This window comes from Streptomyces sp. NPDC006314 (assembly GCF_040613075.1).
In the GTDB taxonomy this organism is placed as follows: Bacteria; Actinomycetota; Actinomycetes; order Streptomycetales; family Streptomycetaceae; genus Streptomyces.
In genome coordinates, this window is the sequence record NZ_JBEXRL010000011.1 from 1 (window position 1) to 20455 (window position 20455).

Below are 20455 nucleotides of genomic sequence, written 5' to 3' on the forward strand. Positions count from 1 at the left end.
ACCGCTCTCACAGAAGGTCTGTAGGACCGTGTTGGGGATAGGTGTCTTCACTCGACGCTGCCCGGCCACCGAGCGCTGCTACTACCGGATTAGGTTGGGGACGCGGCTGGCGGGTGGTTTGCCTGCGAGCGCGGTGTGTCCGCGGTGGTGATTGTAGGTGTGCAGCCACTGCGGGAAGGCGTCGCGTCGTTCGGCTTCTGAGCGGTTGGGGCGGGCGTAGGCCCACTCGTCCAGCAGGGTGCGGTTGAGGCGTTCGACCTTGCCGTTGGTCTGGGGCCGGTAGGGCCGGGTGCGCTTGTGCGTGATCCCGGCCCGGGGCAGTTCGTCGCGCCAGTCGCGGGAGCGATAGCAGGAACCGTTGTCGGTCAGGACCCGCTCGACGGTGATGCCGGCCTGGCTGAAGAAGGCGTGGGCCCGCTGCCAGAAGCCGGTGGCGGTCTCCTTCTTCTCGTCGGTGAGGATCTCGCTGTAGGCGAGGCGGGAGTGGTCGTCGACGGCGGTGTGCAGGTAGCTGTAGCCCAGGTTGGGGCGGCCGTGTCGGGTGCGGGGCCGTGCGGGGTCGCGGTGTGCGGAGCTGTTGCGGCCGCCTTGGGCTCTGCCGTGGGCCTTGTGGCCGCCGCCGTCGGGGATGTTGCCCAGTTTCTTGATGTCAACGTGGATCAGCTCGCCGGGCCGGTCGCGTTCGTAGCGGCGCACGGCACGTCCCGTGGCCCGGTCGAGATGGGACAGGCGGGCCACGTGGTAGCGGGTCAGGACGCGGTGCACGGTCGAGGGAACCAGGTGCAGGAAGTGCGCGATGCGGGCCGGTCCCCACCGGCGCAGCAGGCGGACCTTGATGATCCGTCGCTCGGTGCGGGTGGGAGTGCGGCGGGGGCTGTGGTGAGGCCGGCTCGAGCGGTCGGTCAGGCCGGCCTCGCCGAGCTGCCGGTAGCGGTCGGCCCATCGCTGGGCCGTGGTGGGCGAGACCTGGAAGCGTTCGGCGGCCCGCCGCAGTTGCCAGCCGTCCTCGACGACGCAGCGGGCCAGGCGCAGGCGGCCGGTCTCGGTCAGGGGTGCATTACGGTGGGGCACGAGGGCCTTTCGGTCGGTGTAGACGTCGCAATCCACACCGAACCCGGAAGGCCCTCACCTGTTCAAGATCCCTCAGCCGAGACCTGGCTCATCTGTCCACAACCTCCCCGGACAGAACAAGATGTTGCTCCTCGGTGCGGGCGACGATGGCCTGGGCGAGCGGGTGCCGGGCGTGCAGCTCTCCGGAGGCGGCCAGGCTCAGCACTTCGTCGGCGGTGAACCGGTCGCTGAGGGTGACGACACTGGTGACCAGGGGACGTCCGAAGGTGAGCGTGCCCGTCTTGTCGAAGACGACAGCCGTGACTCGCCCCACGCCTTCCAGATGAGTGGCGCCCTTGATGAGCGTGCCCCGACGTGCTCCGTTGCCGATGGCGGCGCTGATGGCGGTCGGGGTGGCGAGCCCGGCCGCGCAGGGGCAGGCGATCAGGAGCATGGTCATGGCGCGGCGGGCGTCCCGGGTGACGGCGTAGGTCACTGCGGCCAGGGCGGAGGAGACGGGGACGAAGCGCCGGGTGAAGCGGGCGGCCACGGTCTGGATGGGCGCGCGGTCGGACTGGGCCTCCTCGACGCGGCTGATGATCCGGCCGACGGTGGTGTCCGAGCCGATCGAGTCGGCACGGATGGTGAGGGAGCCGGAAGTGACGATGGTGCCGGCGTAGACGTGGGTGCCATCCCTGGCGTAGACGGGCAGGGCCTCGCCCGTGATCGCGGCCTGGTCCACGAGAGCCTCGCCGGAGACGACGTGCCCGTCGACCGGGATGCGATGGTGCTCGTACACGGCGACGATGCCGGCCGGCGCGATTTCCTCGAGCGCCACCCCTCCACCTCGACGCCGTCTCGGATGAGCCAGACCCGCTCCTCACCGATGGTGAGCAGCTCCTCGATCGCGCGCCGGGTGCGGCGCAGGGTCAGGGTCTGGAGGAACTCCCCGATGTTCAGTAGCCACAGCACGGTGAGGGCAACGACGTTCTCCCGCAGCACCAGCGAGATGACGGTCGCCGCCGACACCAACGTGTCGGTCCCCGGATGTGAGCGTCCTCGCAGCGGCGCCCCGGAAGAAGGGCAGACCGGTGAAGAAGACCGTCACGGCACCGAGGACTCCCGACGAACCGAAGGCGAGCCTAGGCCGACGCAGCAGGCGGCGCACCGCCACGACTGCGAGGACCGCGCCTCCCACGACGAGTCGGGCGAGCTCGCCAGTGGAGGAATCGGGCATGGAAGGGGTGGGCTTGGCAGGCGCGGACGCGGGCGGGGCCTCTTGGAGTGCGGCCACCAGGCGGTCGACGTCCATCCATCCAGATGACCACGCTTCCGGTGCGGGGGAAGATCCGCAGTGCCCTGAATCCGCGGGTGCCCATCAGCCGCTCATCGCCCAGCCCGGCGCTGCCCGGACGGGCCCGTACCCAAGGAAGGGTCAGACGAGCGCGGCCCATCGCCACAGACCGTACGACCACCTCGGCATGATCAGCGCTCGTGTCCGTGATCGTGTGACTCGACGCCGACAGCGGAAGGCGGCGGTGCCTCCTCGCCCGACGAGGTCCTGGCCTCCGCGATCATGTGCGGCCCCCGACGCGGACGACGTCGATCTGCGTCCCGTACGGCCGGGAGAGGTTGGGCGTGGTCATCACCTCGTCCGGTGCCCCGATCAGGAATCCGCCCGGTGCCAGATACAGAACCCGGTCCACCGGCCCCAGCACGGAATTGATCTCGTGTGTCGCGAAGACGACGGCCGTGCCGTCGGTGCGACGGCGTCGGTCCACCAGCTCGACGACCGTGCGCCGGTACTGCCGGAGAGCGTGCCCATCGGTATGTCCGCGAAGTGCGTCGCTCCGACCGAGGTCAAGACCTCATCGACACAGCGGCGGATCGCCCGCGGAGTGAGCGACGGCCCCCAGCGATGCCCGTCGATCCCGAGCTGTACCAGGTCGCGGGCGCGGAGCATGGTGTGGGCGGGAAAGGACTCCGGCTGGGGGATGTAGCCGATGTTTCTGCTGCCGTGCCGTGCTGCGGCGCCCGGCCGAGGACTGTGACGGACCCCGCGGTGAGCTGCTGTCGGCCAAGGATCACGCGCAGCAGCTGGTTTTGCCGGATCGGTTGGGGCCCAGAACCGCGGAGGAACTCTCCGGGGCGCACCGCCAAGTCCAGACCGCTCCGCAGCGCACGGTCGCCGTGGGCCAGTGCGGCGTCTCGCAGACTGATCACGGGCATGGTCCACTCGGCCCTCCGGTGGCCGTGGCCTCGAAGGGAGAGTGACGTGCTGGCCTCGGTGCCGTCCATGGTCTGTCCAGCTGCTCGTCGCCTACTGTCCAAGGCGTTGTTGCGCGCATCGATATCGGAGTTCATCCAGCTGACGTCGTCCTGACGGGAGGCAGAGGCTTGCGTGACGGAATTACTGGGATGTCGTGCCTCGCTGGCAGAACCGCCGTAGCTTGCGGACCGGCCCCTGCGCCATAGTGAACCGGAACGGTTATCGCTTGAATTATCCCTTTGCAGGCCCCATGGATCCACTCGATCACCCAGGCTGTTCGCCCGCGACATGCCTTCATCGCGTAGCACGGTCTGGCTATGGCGCCAGCTGCTGTGAAGGGCTGGGCGCCGATCCCGAGCAGGCTCGCATCCAGTCGGGGGTGTGTTCTCCTCGGTCTGGGCCGACCATGGATGAAGGCAGAACGCCCGCCGGTACGGCACAAGCCAAGGCGCCGAGCGGGAAGGGAAACGAGACATGGGCACGACGGACTCCTCCCGAGCGGACGACGGCCGGTCACTGACGGGTCCTGCTGCGCCCCCCAGTGGCCTGCTCGATCTGCTCAGCGTCGCCGCGGTGGTGCTGAATGCGCAGGGCCGGGTGGTCTTCTGGAGCCGGAAGGCCGAGGAACTGTTCGGCTACACCGCGGCGGAGGCGTTGGGCCAGCACGCGGCTGGGTTGACGGTCCACGAGGAGCACCGGGACGCGGTGATCAAGCTGCTCGCCGACGTCATGGAATCCGGCACCGACTGGGCAGGGGCCTTCCCGATCCGGCACAAGGACGGCAGCACCCGTCTGGTGGAGTTCCGCAACATGCGGCTGCTGGACGACCTCGGTGACGTCTACGCCCTGGGCCTTGCCGCGGATCAGGCCGCTGTGGAGCGGGTCGAGCGAGATGCCGCCCTGGCCATGCGGCTGGTGTCCCAGTCCCCGGTCGGGCTGGCCATTCTGGATCCGGACCTGCGGTACCTGGCCGTGAATCCTGCTCTCGAACGCATCACCGGCCAGTCCGCCGCCGAGCGTCTCGGCCGGCCGGTCGGCGAGGCCCTGAGCTACCTGGACACGGATCCCGAGGCCCGTCTGCGCCGTGTCCTGGAGACGGGCGAGTCGGTCGTGGACCGGCACATCGTCTGCCGTCCGCCCTCCGACCCGGACCATGAGCATGCCTGGTCCGTCTCGTACTACCGGCTGGAGGATTCAAGTGGACGGGTGCTGGGCCTGGCGTACTCCGTCATCGACGTCACCGAGCGTCACCGAGCCGCCATCGAGGCCGCCCAAGCCCGGCAACGACTGGCACTGATCGCCAGAGCCTCTGCCTGCGTGGGTAGCACCCTCGACCTGGAGACGACAGCGCGCGAGCTCGCCGACCTCGTCGTACCCCTCCTGGCTGACGTGGCCGCCGTGGACGTACTCGACAGCGCCCTTCAGGGCCGCACGGCGCCACAGACGGGCCCTGCCCGGTTCCGTGCCCTTGCCGTCCGCGCGGCCCATCGCACCGAGGCGGTCCGTGCGGCCGATCCACCCGGGGAACTCGCTGTCTACGACGACGACCGCCTCATCTCCCGATGCGTACGCACCCGCCAACCGGTCCTGGTGCCCCGCACCACTCGTCGGGATCTGGATCACATCGCCCGCCATGGTGAGGCAGCCTCCCTCCTTGCGGCGGCCGGCGTGCACTCCTACCTGGCCGTACCACTCGTGGCCCGGGGCGAAGTCCTCGGCGCCCTCGACCTCAAACGCACCCGGAACTCCGCGCCTTTCGATGACGACGACGCCGCCTTCGCCTCGGAGTTGGCCGCCCGAGCCGCTGTCTGCATCGACAACGCCCGCGGATACCAGGCCCAGCGCCACGCGGCCCTCACCCTCCAGCGCAGCCTGCTCCCTGAGCCTCCCTCGCACTTGCCGGGCCTGGACGTCGCCTGCCGCTACCAGCCCGCCGGGGTCACGAGCGAGATCGGCGGCGACTGGTATGACGCCATACCTCTGCAGGGGGACAAAACCGCCCTGGTCGTCGGGGACGTCATGGGCAGTGGCATCAACGCCGCCGCCACCATGGGCCAACTCCGCAGCACCGCCCGCGCGTTCGCTGAACTCGGCCTAGCCCCCGCAGAGGCCCTTCGTCACCTCGATCACCTGACCGAGGGCGTCGAGCAGACCATCACCACCTGCATCTACTGCGTCTACGACCCTCACCAGGGCACGTGCCAGATCTGCCTCGCCGGCCACCTGCCCCCCGCTCTCATGCGAGCCGGCCACGCGGCGCACCTGCTGGACATGCCCACCGGCGCACCGCTGGGCGTGGGCGGGGTCCCCTTCGAGGCCACCACCATCCCCTTCCGCCCCGGCGACGAACTGGTCCTCTACACCGACGGCCTGGTCGAAACCCGCAGCGAACCCATCGACGCCCGCCTGGACACCCTTCTCGACACCCTGACCGCGACCCGTGGGCACGACCTGGATGACACCTGCAACCGCATCCTGGAGATCCTGCGGCCGCCCGGCGGGGAGGACGACGTCGCCCTGCTCATCGCCCGAGCACAGGCTGACCAATCATAGGGAGGTTTCACGCGCCTGAACCGACGGCGAGTCCAGCCGTCGGCAGCACAGGCGTCAGGTGTGCAACACAAGCGGACCGGGTATCAGGGCAACTCCCCTCACTCCTTCAGACCGGTTGGGGCGTTACCCTCCTCGCTCCCCACCGTCGGGTGCGGTGGGCCCCCGCCAAGCGGCAGGCGGCGTAGATGGTGAACGAAATGGTCGTGACGTAGGGGCTGATGGGGATGCTGCTGCCGAGGGCGAGCAGGATGCCGCCCTCGATCGAGACCACGGCGAAGACCACGCTGAGCAGCGGAAGCAGCACCGGAGAGGCGGTGATGCGTGCGGCGGCGGCTGCCCGGGTCACGACGAGGGTCAGGACCAGCAGTGCGCCGACGACCTGCACCGAGAGGGCGACCGCCATCGAGGCCCGCGCACTGCAGTAGATAGCCCAGGCCCAGGCCCGCCGGGAGGGGGAACTCCGACAGCGCGCCGAGTTCGCCGCATCGCGGGCCGTCGGCGCCCGCTACATGACTTGTGGAAAGCCGTGTACCAGAAAGAGGGCTCGAAGCCGTTCGTGCGATGGTCGATGAAGGGACTTGCGTGCGGCGGGCCAGACGGCTGTCCGTCATTGCCGGTCACGAGTGGGCGGGGATTCAACTCACAGGCCAACGCCGCCCTGCACCGCATCGTCTTCACCCGCCTGCGCCACGACCCGTGCATCCAGGCGTACTACGAACGCCGCACCCAGGAGGGCAAGACCCGACGTGAGATCGTCCGCTGCCTCAAGCGATACGCAGCCCGCGAGGTCTTCAACCTGGTCAGAACGGTTTCCCGCACCCCTGCGTTATAGGGGCGTCCGTGATACGTGAGATGGTCTGACGCGTGAGTGAGACACCCCCGAACACCCTGCAATACCGCTTTGACGGGCCAGAAGACGCTCCGGTCCTGATCCTGGGTCCCTCACTGGGCACCACATGGCACATGTGGGATCGGCAGGTCCCCGAGCTGACGAAGCAGTGGCGGGTCTTCCGGTTCGACCTGCCCGGCCACGGCGGCGCCCCCGCCCACCCGGCCGGCTCGGTCGGCGAGCTGACGGCCCGGCTGCTGGTCACGCTGGACGCGCTCGGCGTGCAGCGCTTCGGGTACGCGGGCTGTGCCCTGGGCGGCGCGGTCGGCATCGAGCTGGCGCTGCGCCACCCGGAGCGGGTCGCCTCGCTCGCGCTGGTCGCGGCCTCGCCCCGGTTCGGCACCGCCGACGAGTTCCGGCAGCGCGGGGTGATCGTCCGCACGAACGGCCTCGACCCGATCGCCCGGACCGCGCCCGACCGCTGGTTCACCGGCGGGTTCGCCGCCGCGCAGCCCGCGATCACCGAGTGGGCGGTGCAGATGGTCCGCACCACCGACCCCGGCTGCTACATCGCCGCCTGCGAGGCCCTGGCCACGTTCGACGTGCGGCCCGAACTGGGCCGGGTGGGTGTGCCGACCCTCGTGCTGGTCGGCTCCGATGACCAGGTCACCGGCCCAGCCGAGGCCCGCACCCTGGTCGCCGGCATCCCGGACGCCCGGCTCGCGGTGGTCCCCGGCGCCTCCCACCTGGTGCCGGTCGAGCAGCCCGCCGCCGTCACCGACCTGCTGGTGCACCACTTCTCCACCGCCTGGCAGCAGCCCTTCGACACCGGCCAGACCGCCCTGCCGAGCGTCCCGGCCGTTCCGGTCCCGCTCGCGCCGCCGCAGCCGGCGCCGGTCGCGGAGATCGCCCCGGCCGCCGTACCGCTGGAGCCCGCCGGGCAGCCGGACCGGTACGAGACCGGGCTGAAGATCCGCCGGGAGGTGCTGGGCGACGCACATGTCGACCAGGTGCTGGCGCAGGCCGGCGAGTTCTCCGGGGACTTCCAGGAGTTCGTCACCCGCTACGCCTGGGGCGAGATCTGGGACCGGCCGGGCCTGGACCGCCGTACCCGCAGCTGCATCACGCTGACGGCGCTGGTCGCGGGCGGCCACCTGGAGGAGCTGGCCTTCCACACCCGGGCGGCCCTGCGCAACGGGCTCACCCCGGACGAGATCAAGGAAGTGCTGCTCCAGGCGGCCGTCTACTGCGGGGTACCGGCCGCGAACAGCGCGTTCCGGGTGGCCCAGCAGGTCATCCTCGAGGAGACCACACCCGCCGAGTGAGGCCTCGCGGGGCCTGACGCGGCAGGATGGGGAGCCATGAAGCTCACGAAGATGTCCCACGCCTGTGTCCGCCTCGAGAAGGAGGGGCGGACGCTCGTCATCGATCCCGGCGGGTTCAGCGAGCAGGACGCGGCGGCCGGCGCGGACGCGATCCTGGTCACGCACGAGCACCCGGACCACTTCGACGAGGGCCGGCTGCGGGCCGCACTGGAGGCGAACCCGGCCGCGGAGATCTGGACGCTGAGGTCCGTCGCCGACCAGATCACCGCGGCCTTCCCGGGCCGCGTGCACACCGTCGGCCACGGCGACACCTTCTCCGCCGCGGGCTTCGATGTGCGGGTCCACGGTGAACTGCACGCCGTGATCCACCCGGACATCCCGCGCATCACCAACGTCGGCTATCTGGTCGACGGCGGCAAGGTCTTCCACCCCGGCGACGCCCTCACCGTCCCGGAGCAGCAGGTGGAGACGCTGCTGCTCCCGGTGATGGCCCCCTGGAGCAAGATCGCCGAGGTGATCGACTACGTCCGCGAGGTCAAGCCGCAGCGCGCCTACGACGTCCACGACGCGCTGCTCACCGACCTCGCCCGCCCGATCTACGACCGCCAGATCGGCACGCTGGGGGGCACCGACCACCAGCGGCTCACCCCCGGGGCGTCGGCGCAGGTCTGAGGGCGCGGACCGGCGTTGTCAGAGCCGCCAGGTAGTTTGTGAGGCATGCGCATCGCTACCTGGAACGTGAACTCGATCACCGCCCGCCTTCCGCGGCTGCTGGCCTGGCTGGAGAGCAGCGGCACCGACGTGCTCTGCCTCCAGGAGGCCAAGATCGCCGAGGAGCAGTTCCCGTTCGACCAGCTGCGCGAGCTGGGCTACGAGGCGGCGGTCCACGCGACCGGCCGGTGGAACGGCGTGGCGGTGCTCTCCCGGGTCGGCATCGAGGACGTGGTGCGGGGCCTGCCCGGTGACCCGGGCTACGACGGCCTGACCGAGCCGCGGGCCATCTCGGCGACCTGCGGCCCGGTCCGCGTCTGGTCGGTGTACGTGCCCAACGGCCGTGAGGTCGGCCACCCGCACTACGCGTACAAGCTCCAGTGGTTCGAGGCCCTGAGGGCAGCGGTGTACGGCGACGCGCAGGGCAGCCGCCCGTTCGCCGTGCTGGGCGACTACAACGTGGCGCCGACCGACGACGACGTCTTCGACCCGGCCGCCTTCGAGGGCGCCACGCACGTGACCCCCGCCGAGCGCGCCGCCCTCGCCGCCCTGCGCGAGGCCGGTCTGCACGACGTCGTCCCCCGCCCGCTCAAGTACGAGCGCCCCTTCACCTACTGGGACTACCGCCAGTTGTGCTTCCCGAAGAACCGCGGCATGCGCATCGACCTGGTGTACGGCAACGAGCCCTTCGCCCAGGCCGTCAAGGACGCCTACGTCGACCGTGAGGAGCGCAAGGGCAAGGGCGCCTCCGACCACGCGCCGGTGGTGGTCGACCTCGACGTGTGATGCCACGCTGGGTCCATGAACATTCCGTTCCTGGGCCATCGGCACAAGAAGGGCGGTCACGCGGCGCTCCGCGCCGACCCCGAGTCGGTCGCCGCGCTGCTGTCCGAGTGCGAACTGCTCCGCTCGCAGGCGGCCCAGGCGGGCGTCCGCCTCGACGACACCCCGGCCTCGCTGGAGGCCCTGGACCAGATGGTCCCGCGCTGGCGCGACGACACCGAGATCCTGCCCTGGCTGGGCAACGACGCCGGGCTGTACCTGGGCACGGTCGTGGTGCGCACCGTGCCCGGCGCCGCCTGGGAGATCCGCTCCGACGGCGAGCCCGTGGTGCGCCTCGCCTCCGGCCGTGAGGTCGAGGTGGTGCCGGCCGGGCAGGAGTGGGCGGCGAGCGGCGCCCCCGAGCTGTCCCAGCTGTACGCGGAGATCGCCGAGGCCTGACTGTGCGACCCGCCCCAACACCCACGGAATCACCCCGTTGACGTAAATACGGCTAATGCCCGAAAAGTGCGTGTCGCCCGTCAGGTCCGCTGCCGTCTGGATAGTTTGCGGCAACCACGACACGGCTGAGAGTGGGTAGGGCTGCGTATGGCCGTCGATCCGTTGATCGAACTGCGGAACGTCAACAAGTACTACGGGGAGCTGCATGTCCTCAGGGACATCGACCTCACCGTCGGCAAGGGGGAGGTGGTCGTGGTCATCGGCCCCTCGGGGTCGGGCAAGTCGACGCTCTGCAGGACGATCAACCGGCTGGAGACCATCGCTTCCGGCACCATCACGCTCGACGGGCAGCCGCTGCCCGAGGAGGGCAAGGCCCTCGCCCGGCTCCGCGCCGAGGTCGGCATGGTCTTCCAGTCCTTCAACCTCTTCGCCCACAGGACGGTCCTGCAGAACGTCTCCCTCGCCCAGGTCAAGGTCCGCGGACGGAAGAAGGACGACGCCGACCGCCGCTCCAGGGAACTCCTGGACCGGGTGGGCCTGCTGAACCAGGCCGGCAAGTTCCCGGCGCAGCTCTCCGGCGGCCAGCAGCAGCGCGTGGCCATCGCCCGTGCCCTCGCCATGGAACCCAAGGCGATGCTCTTCGACGAGCCCACCTCCGCCCTCGACCCGGAGATGGTCAACGAGGTGCTGGAGGTCATGCGGCAGCTCGCCCGGGACGGCATGACCATGATCGTCGTGACTCATGAGATGGGCTTCGCCCGCGCCTCCGCCAACCGCGTCGTCTTCATGGCCGACGGACGGATCGTCGAGGACCGCAGCCCGGAGGCGTTCTTCACCCACCCGAGCAGCGAGCGCGCCAAGGACTTCCTCTCCAAGATCCTCAAGCACTGACCCGGGGGAGTGCGACCCGTGTTGCGTACCACCCGTGTGCCCCGCGCCCTGGGCGCCGCCCTTGTCGGCGTCCTCGCCCTGCTCGCCACCGGCTGCGGCAAGGGCGGCAGCCCGCCCGTCAAGGGCCCGGCAACCGAGAAGCTCCCGGACTACCAGGTGGCGCAGGGCTTCAGCCTGCCCGCCTCCCGGACCTGGGCCCGCGCCAGGAAGCGCGGCTACTTCGTCGTCGGCGCCAAGGAGGACCAGCCCTACCTCGGGGAGAAGGATCCGGCGACCGGCACGTACTCCGGCTTCGACATCGAGATCGCCAGGATGATGTCCGCCTCCCTCGGCTTCCCGCCGAAGACGATCCGCTTCCGCACCATCGCCTCCGCCAACCGCGAGACGGCCCTGCAGAACGGCCAGATCGACTACTACGTCGGCACTTACACCATCAACCCGGGCCGCAAGAAGCTCGTCGGCTTCGCCGGCCCCTACTACCTGGCGGGCCAGTCCCTGCTGGTCCGCACGGACGAGGACGACATCCACGGCCCTCAGGACCTCGCCGGCAAACGCGTCTGCTCGGCGGCGGGTTCCACGCCGTACCAGCGCATCAGGACCGGCTACCCGAGGGCGGTCCTGGTCGCGTACGACACCTACTCCGTCTGCGTCGACAATCTCCTCACCTACCAGGTCGACGCCGTCACCACCGACGACGCCATCCTCATCGGATACGCGGCCAAGGTCCCCGACGAGCTGAAGGTCGTCGGCAGGCCGTTCTCGAAGGAGCCCTACGGCATCGGCGTCCCGCACGGCGACAACGTCCTGCGCTTCGCCCTCGACGACGCCCTCCGGGCCCGGGAGAAGAACGGCGACTGGAAGAAGGCGTACGACGCCACGCTCGGCCTGTCCGGCGTGCCCGCACCCCACCCGCCCGCCATCGACCGCTACCCGGCGAGCTGAGCGAGGACGGCATGAACGTACTGACGGACAACTTCTCCACCTACCGGCAGGGTTTCCTCGGCACGGTCGAACTGACCGTCTACGCCTCCCTGCTGGCGCTGGCCCTCGGCTTCCTGATGGCGTCCTTCCGGGTCGCCCCCGTCGGCTCCCTGCGCGTCTTCGGCACGGTATGGGTCGCCGTGCTGCGCAACACCCCGCTCACCCTGCTGTTCTTCGCGGTGCTGCTCGGCCTGCCCCGGTTCGGACTCGTGCTGCCCTTCAAGGTGTTCGCGGTCCTCGCCCTCGGCTGCTACACCTCGGCGTTCATCTGCGAGGTGCTGCGCTCCGGCATCAACACCGTGCCCCGAGGGCAGGGCGAGGCGGCCCGCAGTCTCGGCATGACCTTCGCGCAGACCCTGAACCTGGTCGTACTGCCGCAGGCGTTCCGGTCCGTGATCCCGCCCGTCGGCTCCACGCTCATCGCGCTCGCCAAGAACTCCGCGATCGCCGGGGCGTTCAGCGTCGCCGAACTGCTCGGCACCTACAAGACCATCAACGAGCTGGGCTACAACATCGTCTGGACCTTCGTCTGGATCGCCCTCGGATACCTGATCATCACGCTCGCCATCAGCGCCCTGTTCAACGTGCTGGAACGGACGTGGGGAGTGGCCCGATGACCGGCGCCGACGCACTCTACGACGTCCCGGGCCCGCGCACCCGGCAACGGCATTTCGCCTATGGTGTCCTGTCCACCGCCGTCCTCCTCGCCCTCGTCGGCTGGGTCCTGTATCTCCTGTTCGACACCGGGCAGTTCACGTACACCAAGTGGATGCCGTTCGGGTACCAGGGCATCCAGGAACTGCTGCTGCGCGGGCTCGGCAACACCCTCAAGGCGTTCGCGCTCGCGGCCGTCCTCTCCCTCGCCCTCGGCGGACTGCTCGCCACCGGACGGCTGTCGGACCACCGGCCGGTGCGCTGGCTGGCCACACTCCTCGTGGAGTTCTTCCGCGCCATGCCCGTCCTGGTGATGATCTTCTTCATCTTCGTGGCACTGAAGGTGCAGCCGCTGCCCGCCCTGGTCGCCGGACTCACCCTCTACAACGGCTCGGTGCTCGCCGAGGTCTTCCGCTCCGGCGTGAACGCCGTCGAACGCGGCCAGCACGAAGCCGCGTTCGCGCTCGGCATGCGCAAGAGCCAGGTCATGGCGCACGTCCTCGTCCCACAGGCCGTACGGGCCATGCTGCCCGCCATCATCAGCCAGTTGGTGGTCGCGCTGAAGGACACCTCCCTCGGTTTCCTCATCACCTACGAGGAGTTCCTCCACGCCGGGAAGCTCATCGCCTCGAACCTCGACTACGATTTGCCGTTCATCCCTGTGGTGATGGTGATCTCGCCGATCTACATCGGGATGTGCATGCTGCTCTCGTGGTTCGCCGGCTGGGTGTCCCGCCGTGAGCAGCGCAGTCCCAAGACCGAGGCCGTGGCGGTCGCCACGGCCGGACCTGGGGCGCCGCTGCCGGGTGGGGAGCCCCCCACGGCCCCGAGACCGTAAGGGGGCGGCAGTCCACACGGGCCAGGCTCGTCCGGCGGCAGCCGGAGATCACTGCTCGCGCACGGGGACGGACACGTACGACGGGTCGTCCGAGGGCGAGGAGAAGGTCAGCTGCGCGCCGGACGGGTTGTGCTCGATGTACAGCGGGTCGACCGTGTCGACCACCAGTGCGAGGCGGTGTCCGGCGGGGACGTCGTAGGCCGTGGAGAACAGGTCCAGGTCGACGTCGAACGACTCGCCGGGCGTCCGCCCGTGCCAGGTGTAGGGCGCGTGGGTGACCAGTTTGCCGATGCCGAGCGCCCCCACGTCGTACAGGTAGGCGACGAAAGTGCCGCTCTCCTTGGTCGGGGTGAGCGTGGTGTGCAGGCTCGCCGTGCCGCGTACCCGCTGGGCGCTGCCGTACCGCTCCGACTGCCACACCGCCGCCCAGCGGCGCGGCAGCAGCGGCATCGAGGCGATCGGCGGCAGCTGTGCGATCTGGTCGAGGATGCTGGAGAGGAGGACGATTCCGCCGTCCGCGCCGGAGTCGATGTTCGCGTGGATGGTGGGGGAGCCCCCGAGCGCGATCTTCCTGCGGGTGGCACCGACCGACTTCCAGTCCGGGTAGCCCTCGTATCCCCCCGCGCTACGGGACTTCAGCTGGACCGGCTGCTCACGGTCGATGCCGTTCTCGCTGCCCCTGAGATAGTGGTCGAACCAGCGCTCGGTGTCCGTCCACACGTCGTTGGGCAGCCCGAACAGGCCGGTCAGCTCGGCGGTCGCGTGGTCTCCGGGGCGCAGCTCCAGCCGCTTGGGCCCGGCCAGCTTCTCGTAGAAGTCGGCGTACTGGTTCGCCGGGAAGACCGTGTCACCCCAGGCGTTGGCCAGCATCACCGCGGCGCCGTTGCTGTTCAGCTGGTCGACATAGGTCATGACGGAACGTTTCCGCCCCCAGTCGATCATCTCCTGTTCCTTGGACAGGTCCGAGGAGTACAGGTTGTCGAAGATGGCCCGCAGTTCGGGGCTCTCGCGGCCGGTGACGGTGGCGGCGCCGTCCAGGACGGCCGCCGCCTGGACGTGCTGGGTGCGACCCGAGTAGATCGAGGCGATCAGGTCCGCCCAGCCGCTGAGCGCGGCCACGGCCTTGACGCGCTTGTCGTGGGCGGCGGTGAGCAGGCTGATCCCGGCGCCGTACGAGACACCCGCCATGCCGATGTGCCGCGGATCGGCCGGGGTGTGTGCGAGAGCCCAGTCAATGACCTTGGAGGCGTCCGCTACGTCGGGCGGACCGGCCACTTCTATCTGGCCGCCGGACTGCCAGAAGCCGCGCACGTTGTAGGTGAGCACCACATAGCCGGAGTCGGCGAGCTTCTGGGCCTGCGCGAGGTACTCGACCTGTGGCAGGCCCCAGCTCGTGGGCAGCACGATGAGCGGGTAGCCGCGTGAGCCGTCGGCGCCGGCGGGCGTGAGGACGTTGGCCTTCAGTACGGTGCCGCCGTCACCGGGGATGTCGACGAAACGGACGGACGGGGCGGCCTCGGCGGCTGGCGCCAGGCCGACGACGGTGCCGGCGATCAGCGCCGCCGAGACGGCTGCGGAGGCGGTGGTGCGCAGAGCGGTGCGACCATGTCCCATGGGTCACTCCTTCACTCGTGTCAGTGCAAAGTGACCCGACGGTAACCGCGCCCCCTTACCGCAGGTAACCCGTCGGTAAGTTACGTACGGGTAAAGATTATTGAAGCGTCATTCGTTGCCGGCGGCAGCGGGCTCCGGCAGGGGCGTCTGCGCCGCCCGGGTCACGTCCGCCACCAGCTCGACCACATCCGGGCCGTATGCCTCCGAGTTGACCACCTTCAGCAGCAGGACGAAGGGACCGCCGCCGTACTTGCGGGCCAGCCGCTCGTGGTGGCGGGCGAGATAGCGGGTGGCGGCCTGGTTGGTGATGGCACGCTGACCGCAGAACAGGAACACCGGGCGGGTGTCGCGCCGTCCGCCCGCGGTGAGCCGGGCGAGCAGCGCGTATTCGCTCCGCCCGCCCTCCATGCGGTAGTCGTTCCCGCCGATCCGGAAAGCGCCGAGGTCCGGGCCGGCTTCGGCCTCGACGTTCACGTGCACGCCCGGCAGCAGCGAGGACAGGTGGGCCGCCATCCGGCGGTTCGAGGCGGGACCGCCGAGACAGAACTCCGTGCGCTCGCCGAACCCCTGCCGGGCGGCGTCGTGCGCCACCACCTGAGCGTGCGCGTTGCAGTCCTTGATGAGGGCGGAGAGTTCCAGCAGGGCGAACACGTCGTGCCGCATCACCGACAGCTCCGGCCCGCCCGCGTTGCGGTTGACCACCAGCAGCGACTCGGAATGGTCCGGCAGGCCGAAGAACTCCTGCTTGCGCCGCAGTCTGCGCCGCCACAGGTAGGTGCGGGCGACCCAGCCGAGCGAGGCGGAGACACCCGCCGCTATGACGCCCAGGACGATGTTGCGCACGTCGTCGTTCATGGCCGCGCATGCTAGCGGGCGCTCCCGACGGCTACGTACCCGTGTTCGGTGTGTGACGTTCGTGTGGCAGGGCACCGAGGCGTACTGTCGGTACTACGGCGATCTGGTTACGCTGCGCGGACGGTTCCGATGGGAGGTACGGATGGGTCGTCCTGGTACGCGGAAGCTGGCGGTTCTGGCGGTCTCGGCCGCCGTGGTGTCGCTGGGGGCGGCACCACCCACCACGACAACGAGCCGGACGGCCCCCAAGGTTCCCGTGGCCGTCGGCTACGGCGGCGCCGTCGCCAGCGTCGACGCGGACGCCTCCGCCGCCGGCATCGAGGTGCTGAGACACGGCGGCAACGCGGTCGACGCGGCCGTCGCCACCGCCGCCGCGCTGGGCGTCACCGAGCCGTACTCCGCCGGCGTCGGCGGAGGCGGCTACTTCGTCTACTACGACGCCAGGTCCCGCACCGTGCACACCATCGACGGCCGCGAGACCGCACCGCTCTCCGCCGACTCCGACCTGTTCACGGAGAACGGCAAGCCGCTCGCCTTCGCCGACGCCGTCAGCAGCGGACTGAGCGTCGGTACACCGGGCACGCCCGCCACCTGGCAGACGGCGCTGGACGAGTGGGGCAGCAAGAAGCTCGGCACCGTCCTGAAGCCGGCCGAGCGGATCGCCCGCAACGGCTTCACGGTGGACGACACCTTCCGCTCCCAGACCGCGTCCAACGAGACACGGTTCCGCTACTTCCCGGACACCGTGAAGCTGTTCCTGCCGAACGGACGGCTCCCCGTCGTCGGCTCCACCCTCAAGAACCCCGCACTCGCCCGCACCTACGAGGAGCTGGGTCGCAAGGGCATCGGCGCGATCTACCGCGGAGACATCGGCGACGACATCGTCAAGACGGTCGAACACCCGCCCGTGGACCCCGCCTCGGGCTGGAACGCCCGCCCCGGCAAGCTGGCCGAGAAGGACCTCGCCGTCTACCGCGCCAAGCTCCAGGCGCCCACCAGGACCTCCTACCGCGGCCTGAACGTGTACTCCATCGCGCCCTCCTCCTCGGGGGGTACGACGGTCGGCGAGGCACTCAACATCCTGGAGGGCACGGGCCTTCCGAAGGTGAGCGAGGTGCAGTACCTGCACCACTTCATCGAGGCGAGCCGCATCGCCTTCGCCGACCGTGGGCGCTGGGTCGGCGACCCCGCCTTCGAGGACGTACCGACCAAGCAGCTGCTGTCGCAGCGGTTCGCCGACTCGCGCGCCTGCCTGATCAAGGACGACGCGGTGCTCACCAGCCCGCTCGCCCCCGGCGACCCCCGTCACCCGGCGGCCTGCGGCAAGGGCGGCACGGCGGCCCCGACGACGTACGAGGGCGAGAACACCACCCACCTGACCGTGGCCGACAAGTGGGGCAACGTCGTCGCCTACACGCTCACCATCGAGCAGACCGGCGGCAGCGGCATCACCGTGCCCGGCCGGGGCTTCCTGCTCAACAACGAGCTGACCGACTTCTCCTTCACCCCGGCCAACCCGGCCGTCCACGACCCGAACCTGCCCGGCCCGGGCAAGCGGCCGCGCTCGTCGATCTCGCCCACGATCGTCCTGGACCGGCACAACCGGCCCGTGGTGGCGCTCGGCTCGCCCGGCGGCGCGACCATCATCACCACCGCGCTGCAGACGCTCACCGGGTTCCTGGACCGGCGCCTGCCGCTGGTCGACGCGATCGCCGCGCCCCGAGCCAGTCAGCGCAACGCGGCCCAGACCGAAGTCGAACCGGCCCTCTACAACAGCGACGTGAGGTCGCAGTTGGAGGCCATCGGGCACAGGTTCAAACTGAACCCCGAGATCGGCGCGGTGACCGGCGTGCAGCGGCTGCCGAACGGCAAGTGGCTGGCCGCCGCCGAGAAGGTACGGCGCGGCGGCGGCTCGGCGATGGTGGTGGACCCGGCGCCGTAGCCATACGTGACTGCCCCCCGGTGTCCGGGCGTCCGGACACCGGGGGGCGTGCATGTTCACGGTTCCCGGTGCGCGGTGCGGGTGACCCGGTCACCGCAGTGTGGGCAGCCGGGTCACAGCTCCGGTGCGGGCGGCCCGGCTTCCCCCGTGCGGAAGTCCAGCCGCCCGTCCCGCACGTCCACCGTGACCCGGCTGCCTTCGGAGATCGTGCCGTTCAACAGCAGCCGGGACAGCCGGTTGTCCACCTCCCGCTGGATGGTGCGGCGCAGTGGCCGGGCGCCGTACTCCGGCTGGTAGCCGCGCTCGGCGAGCCAGTCCACGGCTGCGGCCGTGAACTCGACCCGGACGCCCTGCCCGTCCAGCAGCCGCCGGGTGCCCTCCAGCAACAGGTCGGTGATCTGCCGCAGTTGCTCGCTCGTCAGCTGGCGGAAGACCACGATCTCGTCGATGCGGTTGAGGAACTCCGGCCGGAAGTGCTCGCGCAGCGGCCGCAGGATCTGTTCGCGCCGCGCCTCCTCGTCGGCCTCCGTGCCGCCCGGCCCGAACCCGATCCCGGCACCGCGCCGGGTGATCGCCTCGGAACCGAGGTTGCTGGTCATCACGATGACCGTGTTGGTGAAGTCCACGGTCCGGCCCTGGGAGTCGGTCAGGCGGCCGTCGTCGAGGACCTGGAGCAGGATGTTGAAGACGTCGGGGTGCGCCTTCTCCACTTCGTCCAGCAGCAGCAGCGAGTACGGGTGCCTGCGCACCACCTCGGTGAGCTGCCCGGCCTCCTCGTGGCCGACGTACCCGGGTGGGGCGCCGACCAGCCGGGAGACCGTGTGCCGCTCCTGGTACTCGCTCATGTCCAGGCGGACCATGCGGTCCTCGCTGCCGAACAGGGCCTCGGCGAGCGCCCGGGCCAGTTCCGTCTTGCCGACGCCCGTCGGGCCGAGGAAGAGGAAACTGCCGATCGGCCGGCTGGGGCTCGACAGCCCCGCGCGGGAACGCAGTACGGCCTCGGCGACGACGGCGACCGCCTCCTCCTGGCCGACGACCCGCTGGTGCAGGTGCTCCTCCAGGCCGAGCAGCCGCTCCTTCTCCTCCTGGGTCAGCCGGCTGACCGGAATGCCGGTCCGCCGGGACACCACCTCGGCGATGGCCTCCGCGGTCACCTCCAGGTCCAGCCCCTCGTCGGCCTTCCCGTCACCGCCCGCCTCGACGATCCGCTGCTTCAACTCGCCGATCCGGTCGCGCAGCTGTTTCGCCTGCTCGTAGTCCTCGTCGGCGACCGCCTGATCCTTGTCCCGGACCAGCTGCTCGACCTCGCGCTCCATCGCGCGCACGTCCGTGCCCTTCGTCCGGGCACCGAGCCGGACCCGCGCGCCCGCCTGGTCGATCAGGTCGATCGCCTTGTCCGGCAGCCGGCGGTCGGTGAGGTACCGGTCCGACAGCTCCACGGCGGCGACCAGTGCCTCGTCGGTGTAGCGGATCTGGTGGTGCGCCTCGTACCGGTCGCGCAGACCCCGCAGGATCTCGATCGTGTCCTCGACGGTCGGCTCGGGCACCAGGACCGGCTGGAACCGGCGGGCCAGCGCCGCGTCCTTCTCGATCCGGCGGAACTCCTCCAGCGTGGTCGCGCCCACGATGTGCAGCTCGCCCCGCGCGAGCGCGGGCTTGAGGATGTTGCCGGCGTCCATCGCGCCGCCCTCGCCGCCGGAACCCGCGCCCACGACGGTGTGCAGCTCGTCGATGAACACGATCAGCCGGTCGGACTGGGCGCGGATCTCCTCCACGATGTTGTTCAGGCGCTCCTCGAAGTCGCCCCGGTACCGGGTGCCGGCCACGACCCCGGTCAGGTCCAGGGCGACCACCCGCCGCCCGGCCAGCCCGTCCGGCACGTCCCCGTCGGCGATCAGCTGCGCGAGCCCCTCCACGATGGCCGTCTTGCCGACGCCCGCGTCACCGATGAGCACCGGGTTGTTCTTGCCGCGCCGCGACAGCACCTCGATGGTCTGCTCGATCTCCGTGTCCCGGCCGATGACCGGGTCGACCCGGCCCTGCCGGGCCAGCTCGGTCAGATCGCGGCCGTACTTGTCCAGGGTGGGCGTGGAGGTCGGCCGCGGCCGCTCCGGGCGGGCCTGCGTGCTCTCCGGGGCCTCGGGCGGCAGTGAGCCCGCCGAGAAGCGGGCCGCGTTCAGGATGTGACCGGCCGCGGAGTCCGGGTTCGAGGCCAGCGCGCTCAGCACGTGCTCCGGACCGATGTACCCGGCGCCGCTCGCCCGCGCCATGTCGTGCGCGTCCAGCAGGGCCCGCTTGACGGCCGGGGTCAGCGACAGCGAGGTCGGCGGCGGCACCTCGCCCGGCGGATGCCGGACCGGGCCGGCCCGGCCGTCGATCTCCGTCGCGAGCGAGTCCGGGTCGGCGCCCGCCCGGCTCAGCAGACTGCGGGTGGGCTCGGTGGCCAGCGCCGCGCGCAGCAGGTGCTGGGTGTCCAGATCCCGGCTGCCGTGCTCGGCGGCGTACTGGGCGGCCCCTCTGACCAGCTCCCGGGCCGGCTGGCTGAGCAGACGGCCGATGTCGATGTGGCGGGCGCCGTGCGCTCCGCTCGGGACACCGCCGAAAAAGCGGGCCATGAATTCACCGAAGGGGTCAGGAGGGTAGCCGTTGGTCATGGCGTTGCTTTCCTTCGCTGACGACTGGCTCCGCCGGGTAACCCTGGTGGGGCTGTTCATGCCCCACG

At 70.4% G+C, this 20455-nt stretch carries 17 protein-coding genes and 1 pseudogene; 11 read left to right on the forward strand and 7 right to left on the reverse strand.

Annotated features, from left to right (window positions below; translation table 11 throughout):
- Window positions 1-81: 81 nt before the first annotated feature.
- The 3 genes from ABZ079_RS21090 to ABZ079_RS21100 form a co-directional block, all read right to left on the reverse strand.
- Window positions 82-1071, reverse strand: a complete 990-nt coding sequence (locus ABZ079_RS21090; protein WP_356940954.1) for an IS481 family transposase — start codon at window positions 1069-1071, stop codon at window positions 82-84.
- 88 nt (window positions 1072-1159) lie between these two features.
- Window positions 1160-1888 (reverse strand): HAD-IC family P-type ATPase, encoded by a 729-nt coding sequence (locus tag ABZ079_RS21095; RefSeq protein ID WP_356940955.1) that lies wholly within the window; start codon window positions 1886-1888, stop codon window positions 1160-1162.
- A 736-nt stretch (window positions 1889-2624) separates the two neighbouring features.
- Complete coding sequence (locus ABZ079_RS21100) at window positions 2625-2831, reverse strand: hypothetical protein (RefSeq protein WP_356940956.1); 207 nt, start codon at window positions 2829-2831, stop codon at window positions 2625-2627.
- Window positions 2832-3793: 962 nt separating this feature from the next.
- On the opposite strand from ABZ079_RS21100, the gene ABZ079_RS21105 reads away from it, so the two are divergent.
- Window positions 3794-5872 carry a SpoIIE family protein phosphatase gene (locus ABZ079_RS21105; protein WP_356940957.1) on the forward strand — a complete coding sequence of 693 codons (2079 nt, stop codon included), beginning with the start codon at window positions 3794-3796 and terminating at the stop codon, window positions 5870-5872.
- 106 nt (window positions 5873-5978) lie between these two features.
- Here the strand turns inward: ABZ079_RS21105 and ABZ079_RS21110 are convergent.
- A pseudogene (locus ABZ079_RS21110) lies at window positions 5979-6275 on the reverse strand (metal ABC transporter permease); the annotation flags it as partial.
- 207 nt (window positions 6276-6482) lie between these two features.
- Between ABZ079_RS21110 and ABZ079_RS21115 the strand changes: the two are divergent.
- The 9 genes from ABZ079_RS21115 (at window position 6483) to ABZ079_RS21155 (ending at window position 13322) form a co-directional block, all read left to right on the forward strand.
- Window positions 6483-6704 carry a hypothetical protein gene (locus ABZ079_RS21115; RefSeq protein WP_356940958.1) on the forward strand — a complete coding sequence of 74 codons (222 nt, stop codon included), beginning with the start codon at window positions 6483-6485 and terminating at the stop codon, window positions 6702-6704.
- 32 nt (window positions 6705-6736) lie between these two features.
- On the forward strand, window positions 6737-8026 hold the full coding sequence (pcaC, locus tag ABZ079_RS21120) for a 4-carboxymuconolactone decarboxylase (RefSeq protein WP_356940959.1): 1290 nt from the start codon (window positions 6737-6739) through the stop codon (window positions 8024-8026).
- Window positions 8027-8062: 36 nt separating this feature from the next.
- Window positions 8063-8698, forward strand: a complete 636-nt coding sequence (locus ABZ079_RS21125; protein ID WP_356940960.1) for an MBL fold metallo-hydrolase — start codon at window positions 8063-8065, stop codon at window positions 8696-8698.
- Window positions 8699-8743: 45 nt separating this feature from the next.
- Entirely contained in the window at window positions 8744-9523 is a 780-nt protein-coding gene (locus tag ABZ079_RS21130) for an exodeoxyribonuclease III (RefSeq protein ID WP_356940961.1), read from the forward strand.
- A gap of 15 nt (window positions 9524-9538) precedes the next feature.
- Complete coding sequence (locus tag ABZ079_RS21135) at window positions 9539-9958, forward strand: DUF6278 family protein (RefSeq protein WP_356940962.1); 420 nt, start codon at window positions 9539-9541, stop codon at window positions 9956-9958.
- A gap of 147 nt (window positions 9959-10105) precedes the next feature.
- Window positions 10106-10849 carry an amino acid ABC transporter ATP-binding protein gene (locus tag ABZ079_RS21140; protein ID WP_356940963.1) on the forward strand — a complete coding sequence of 248 codons (744 nt, stop codon included), beginning with the start codon at window positions 10106-10108 and terminating at the stop codon, window positions 10847-10849.
- An 18-nt stretch (window positions 10850-10867) separates the two neighbouring features.
- The gene (locus tag ABZ079_RS21145) at window positions 10868-11791 is read left to right on the forward strand and encodes a glutamate ABC transporter substrate-binding protein (protein ID WP_356940964.1); all 924 of its coding nucleotides are present in this window, start codon (window positions 10868-10870) and stop codon (window positions 11789-11791) included.
- Window positions 11792-11802: 11 nt separating this feature from the next.
- Window positions 11803-12447 carry an amino acid ABC transporter permease gene (locus ABZ079_RS21150; RefSeq protein WP_356940965.1) on the forward strand — a complete coding sequence of 215 codons (645 nt, stop codon included), beginning with the start codon at window positions 11803-11805 and terminating at the stop codon, window positions 12445-12447.
- Window positions 12444-13322: an amino acid ABC transporter permease gene (locus tag ABZ079_RS21155; protein WP_356940966.1), complete on the forward strand. Its 879-nt coding sequence runs from the start codon at window positions 12444-12446 to the stop codon at window positions 13320-13322. Before ABZ079_RS21150 ends, ABZ079_RS21155 begins: the two co-directional genes overlap by 4 nt.
- A gap of 48 nt (window positions 13323-13370) precedes the next feature.
- Here ABZ079_RS21155 and ABZ079_RS21160 read toward each other — a convergent pair whose 3' ends face one another.
- Together ABZ079_RS21160 and ABZ079_RS21165 are read right to left on the reverse strand one after the other, a co-directional pair.
- Window positions 13371-14936: a CocE/NonD family hydrolase gene (locus tag ABZ079_RS21160; protein ID WP_356940967.1), complete on the reverse strand. Its 1566-nt coding sequence runs from the start codon at window positions 14934-14936 to the stop codon at window positions 13371-13373.
- Between the two features lie 108 nt (window positions 14937-15044).
- Window positions 15045-15791 (reverse strand): hypothetical protein, encoded by a 747-nt coding sequence (locus tag ABZ079_RS21165; protein WP_356940968.1) that lies wholly within the window; start codon window positions 15789-15791, stop codon window positions 15045-15047.
- A 142-nt stretch (window positions 15792-15933) separates the two neighbouring features.
- Here ABZ079_RS21165 and ggt point away from each other — a divergent pair, with 142 nt between their 5' ends.
- A complete protein-coding gene (gene ggt, locus ABZ079_RS21170) occupies window positions 15934-17733 on the forward strand; it encodes a gamma-glutamyltransferase (protein WP_356940969.1) in 1800 nt (599 codons plus the stop codon).
- Between the two features lie 113 nt (window positions 17734-17846).
- Here ggt and ABZ079_RS21175 read toward each other — a convergent pair whose 3' ends face one another.
- Window positions 17847-20387 (reverse strand): ATP-dependent Clp protease ATP-binding subunit, encoded by a 2541-nt coding sequence (locus ABZ079_RS21175; protein WP_356940970.1) that lies wholly within the window; start codon window positions 20385-20387, stop codon window positions 17847-17849.
- Window positions 20388-20455 lie beyond the last annotated feature (68 nt).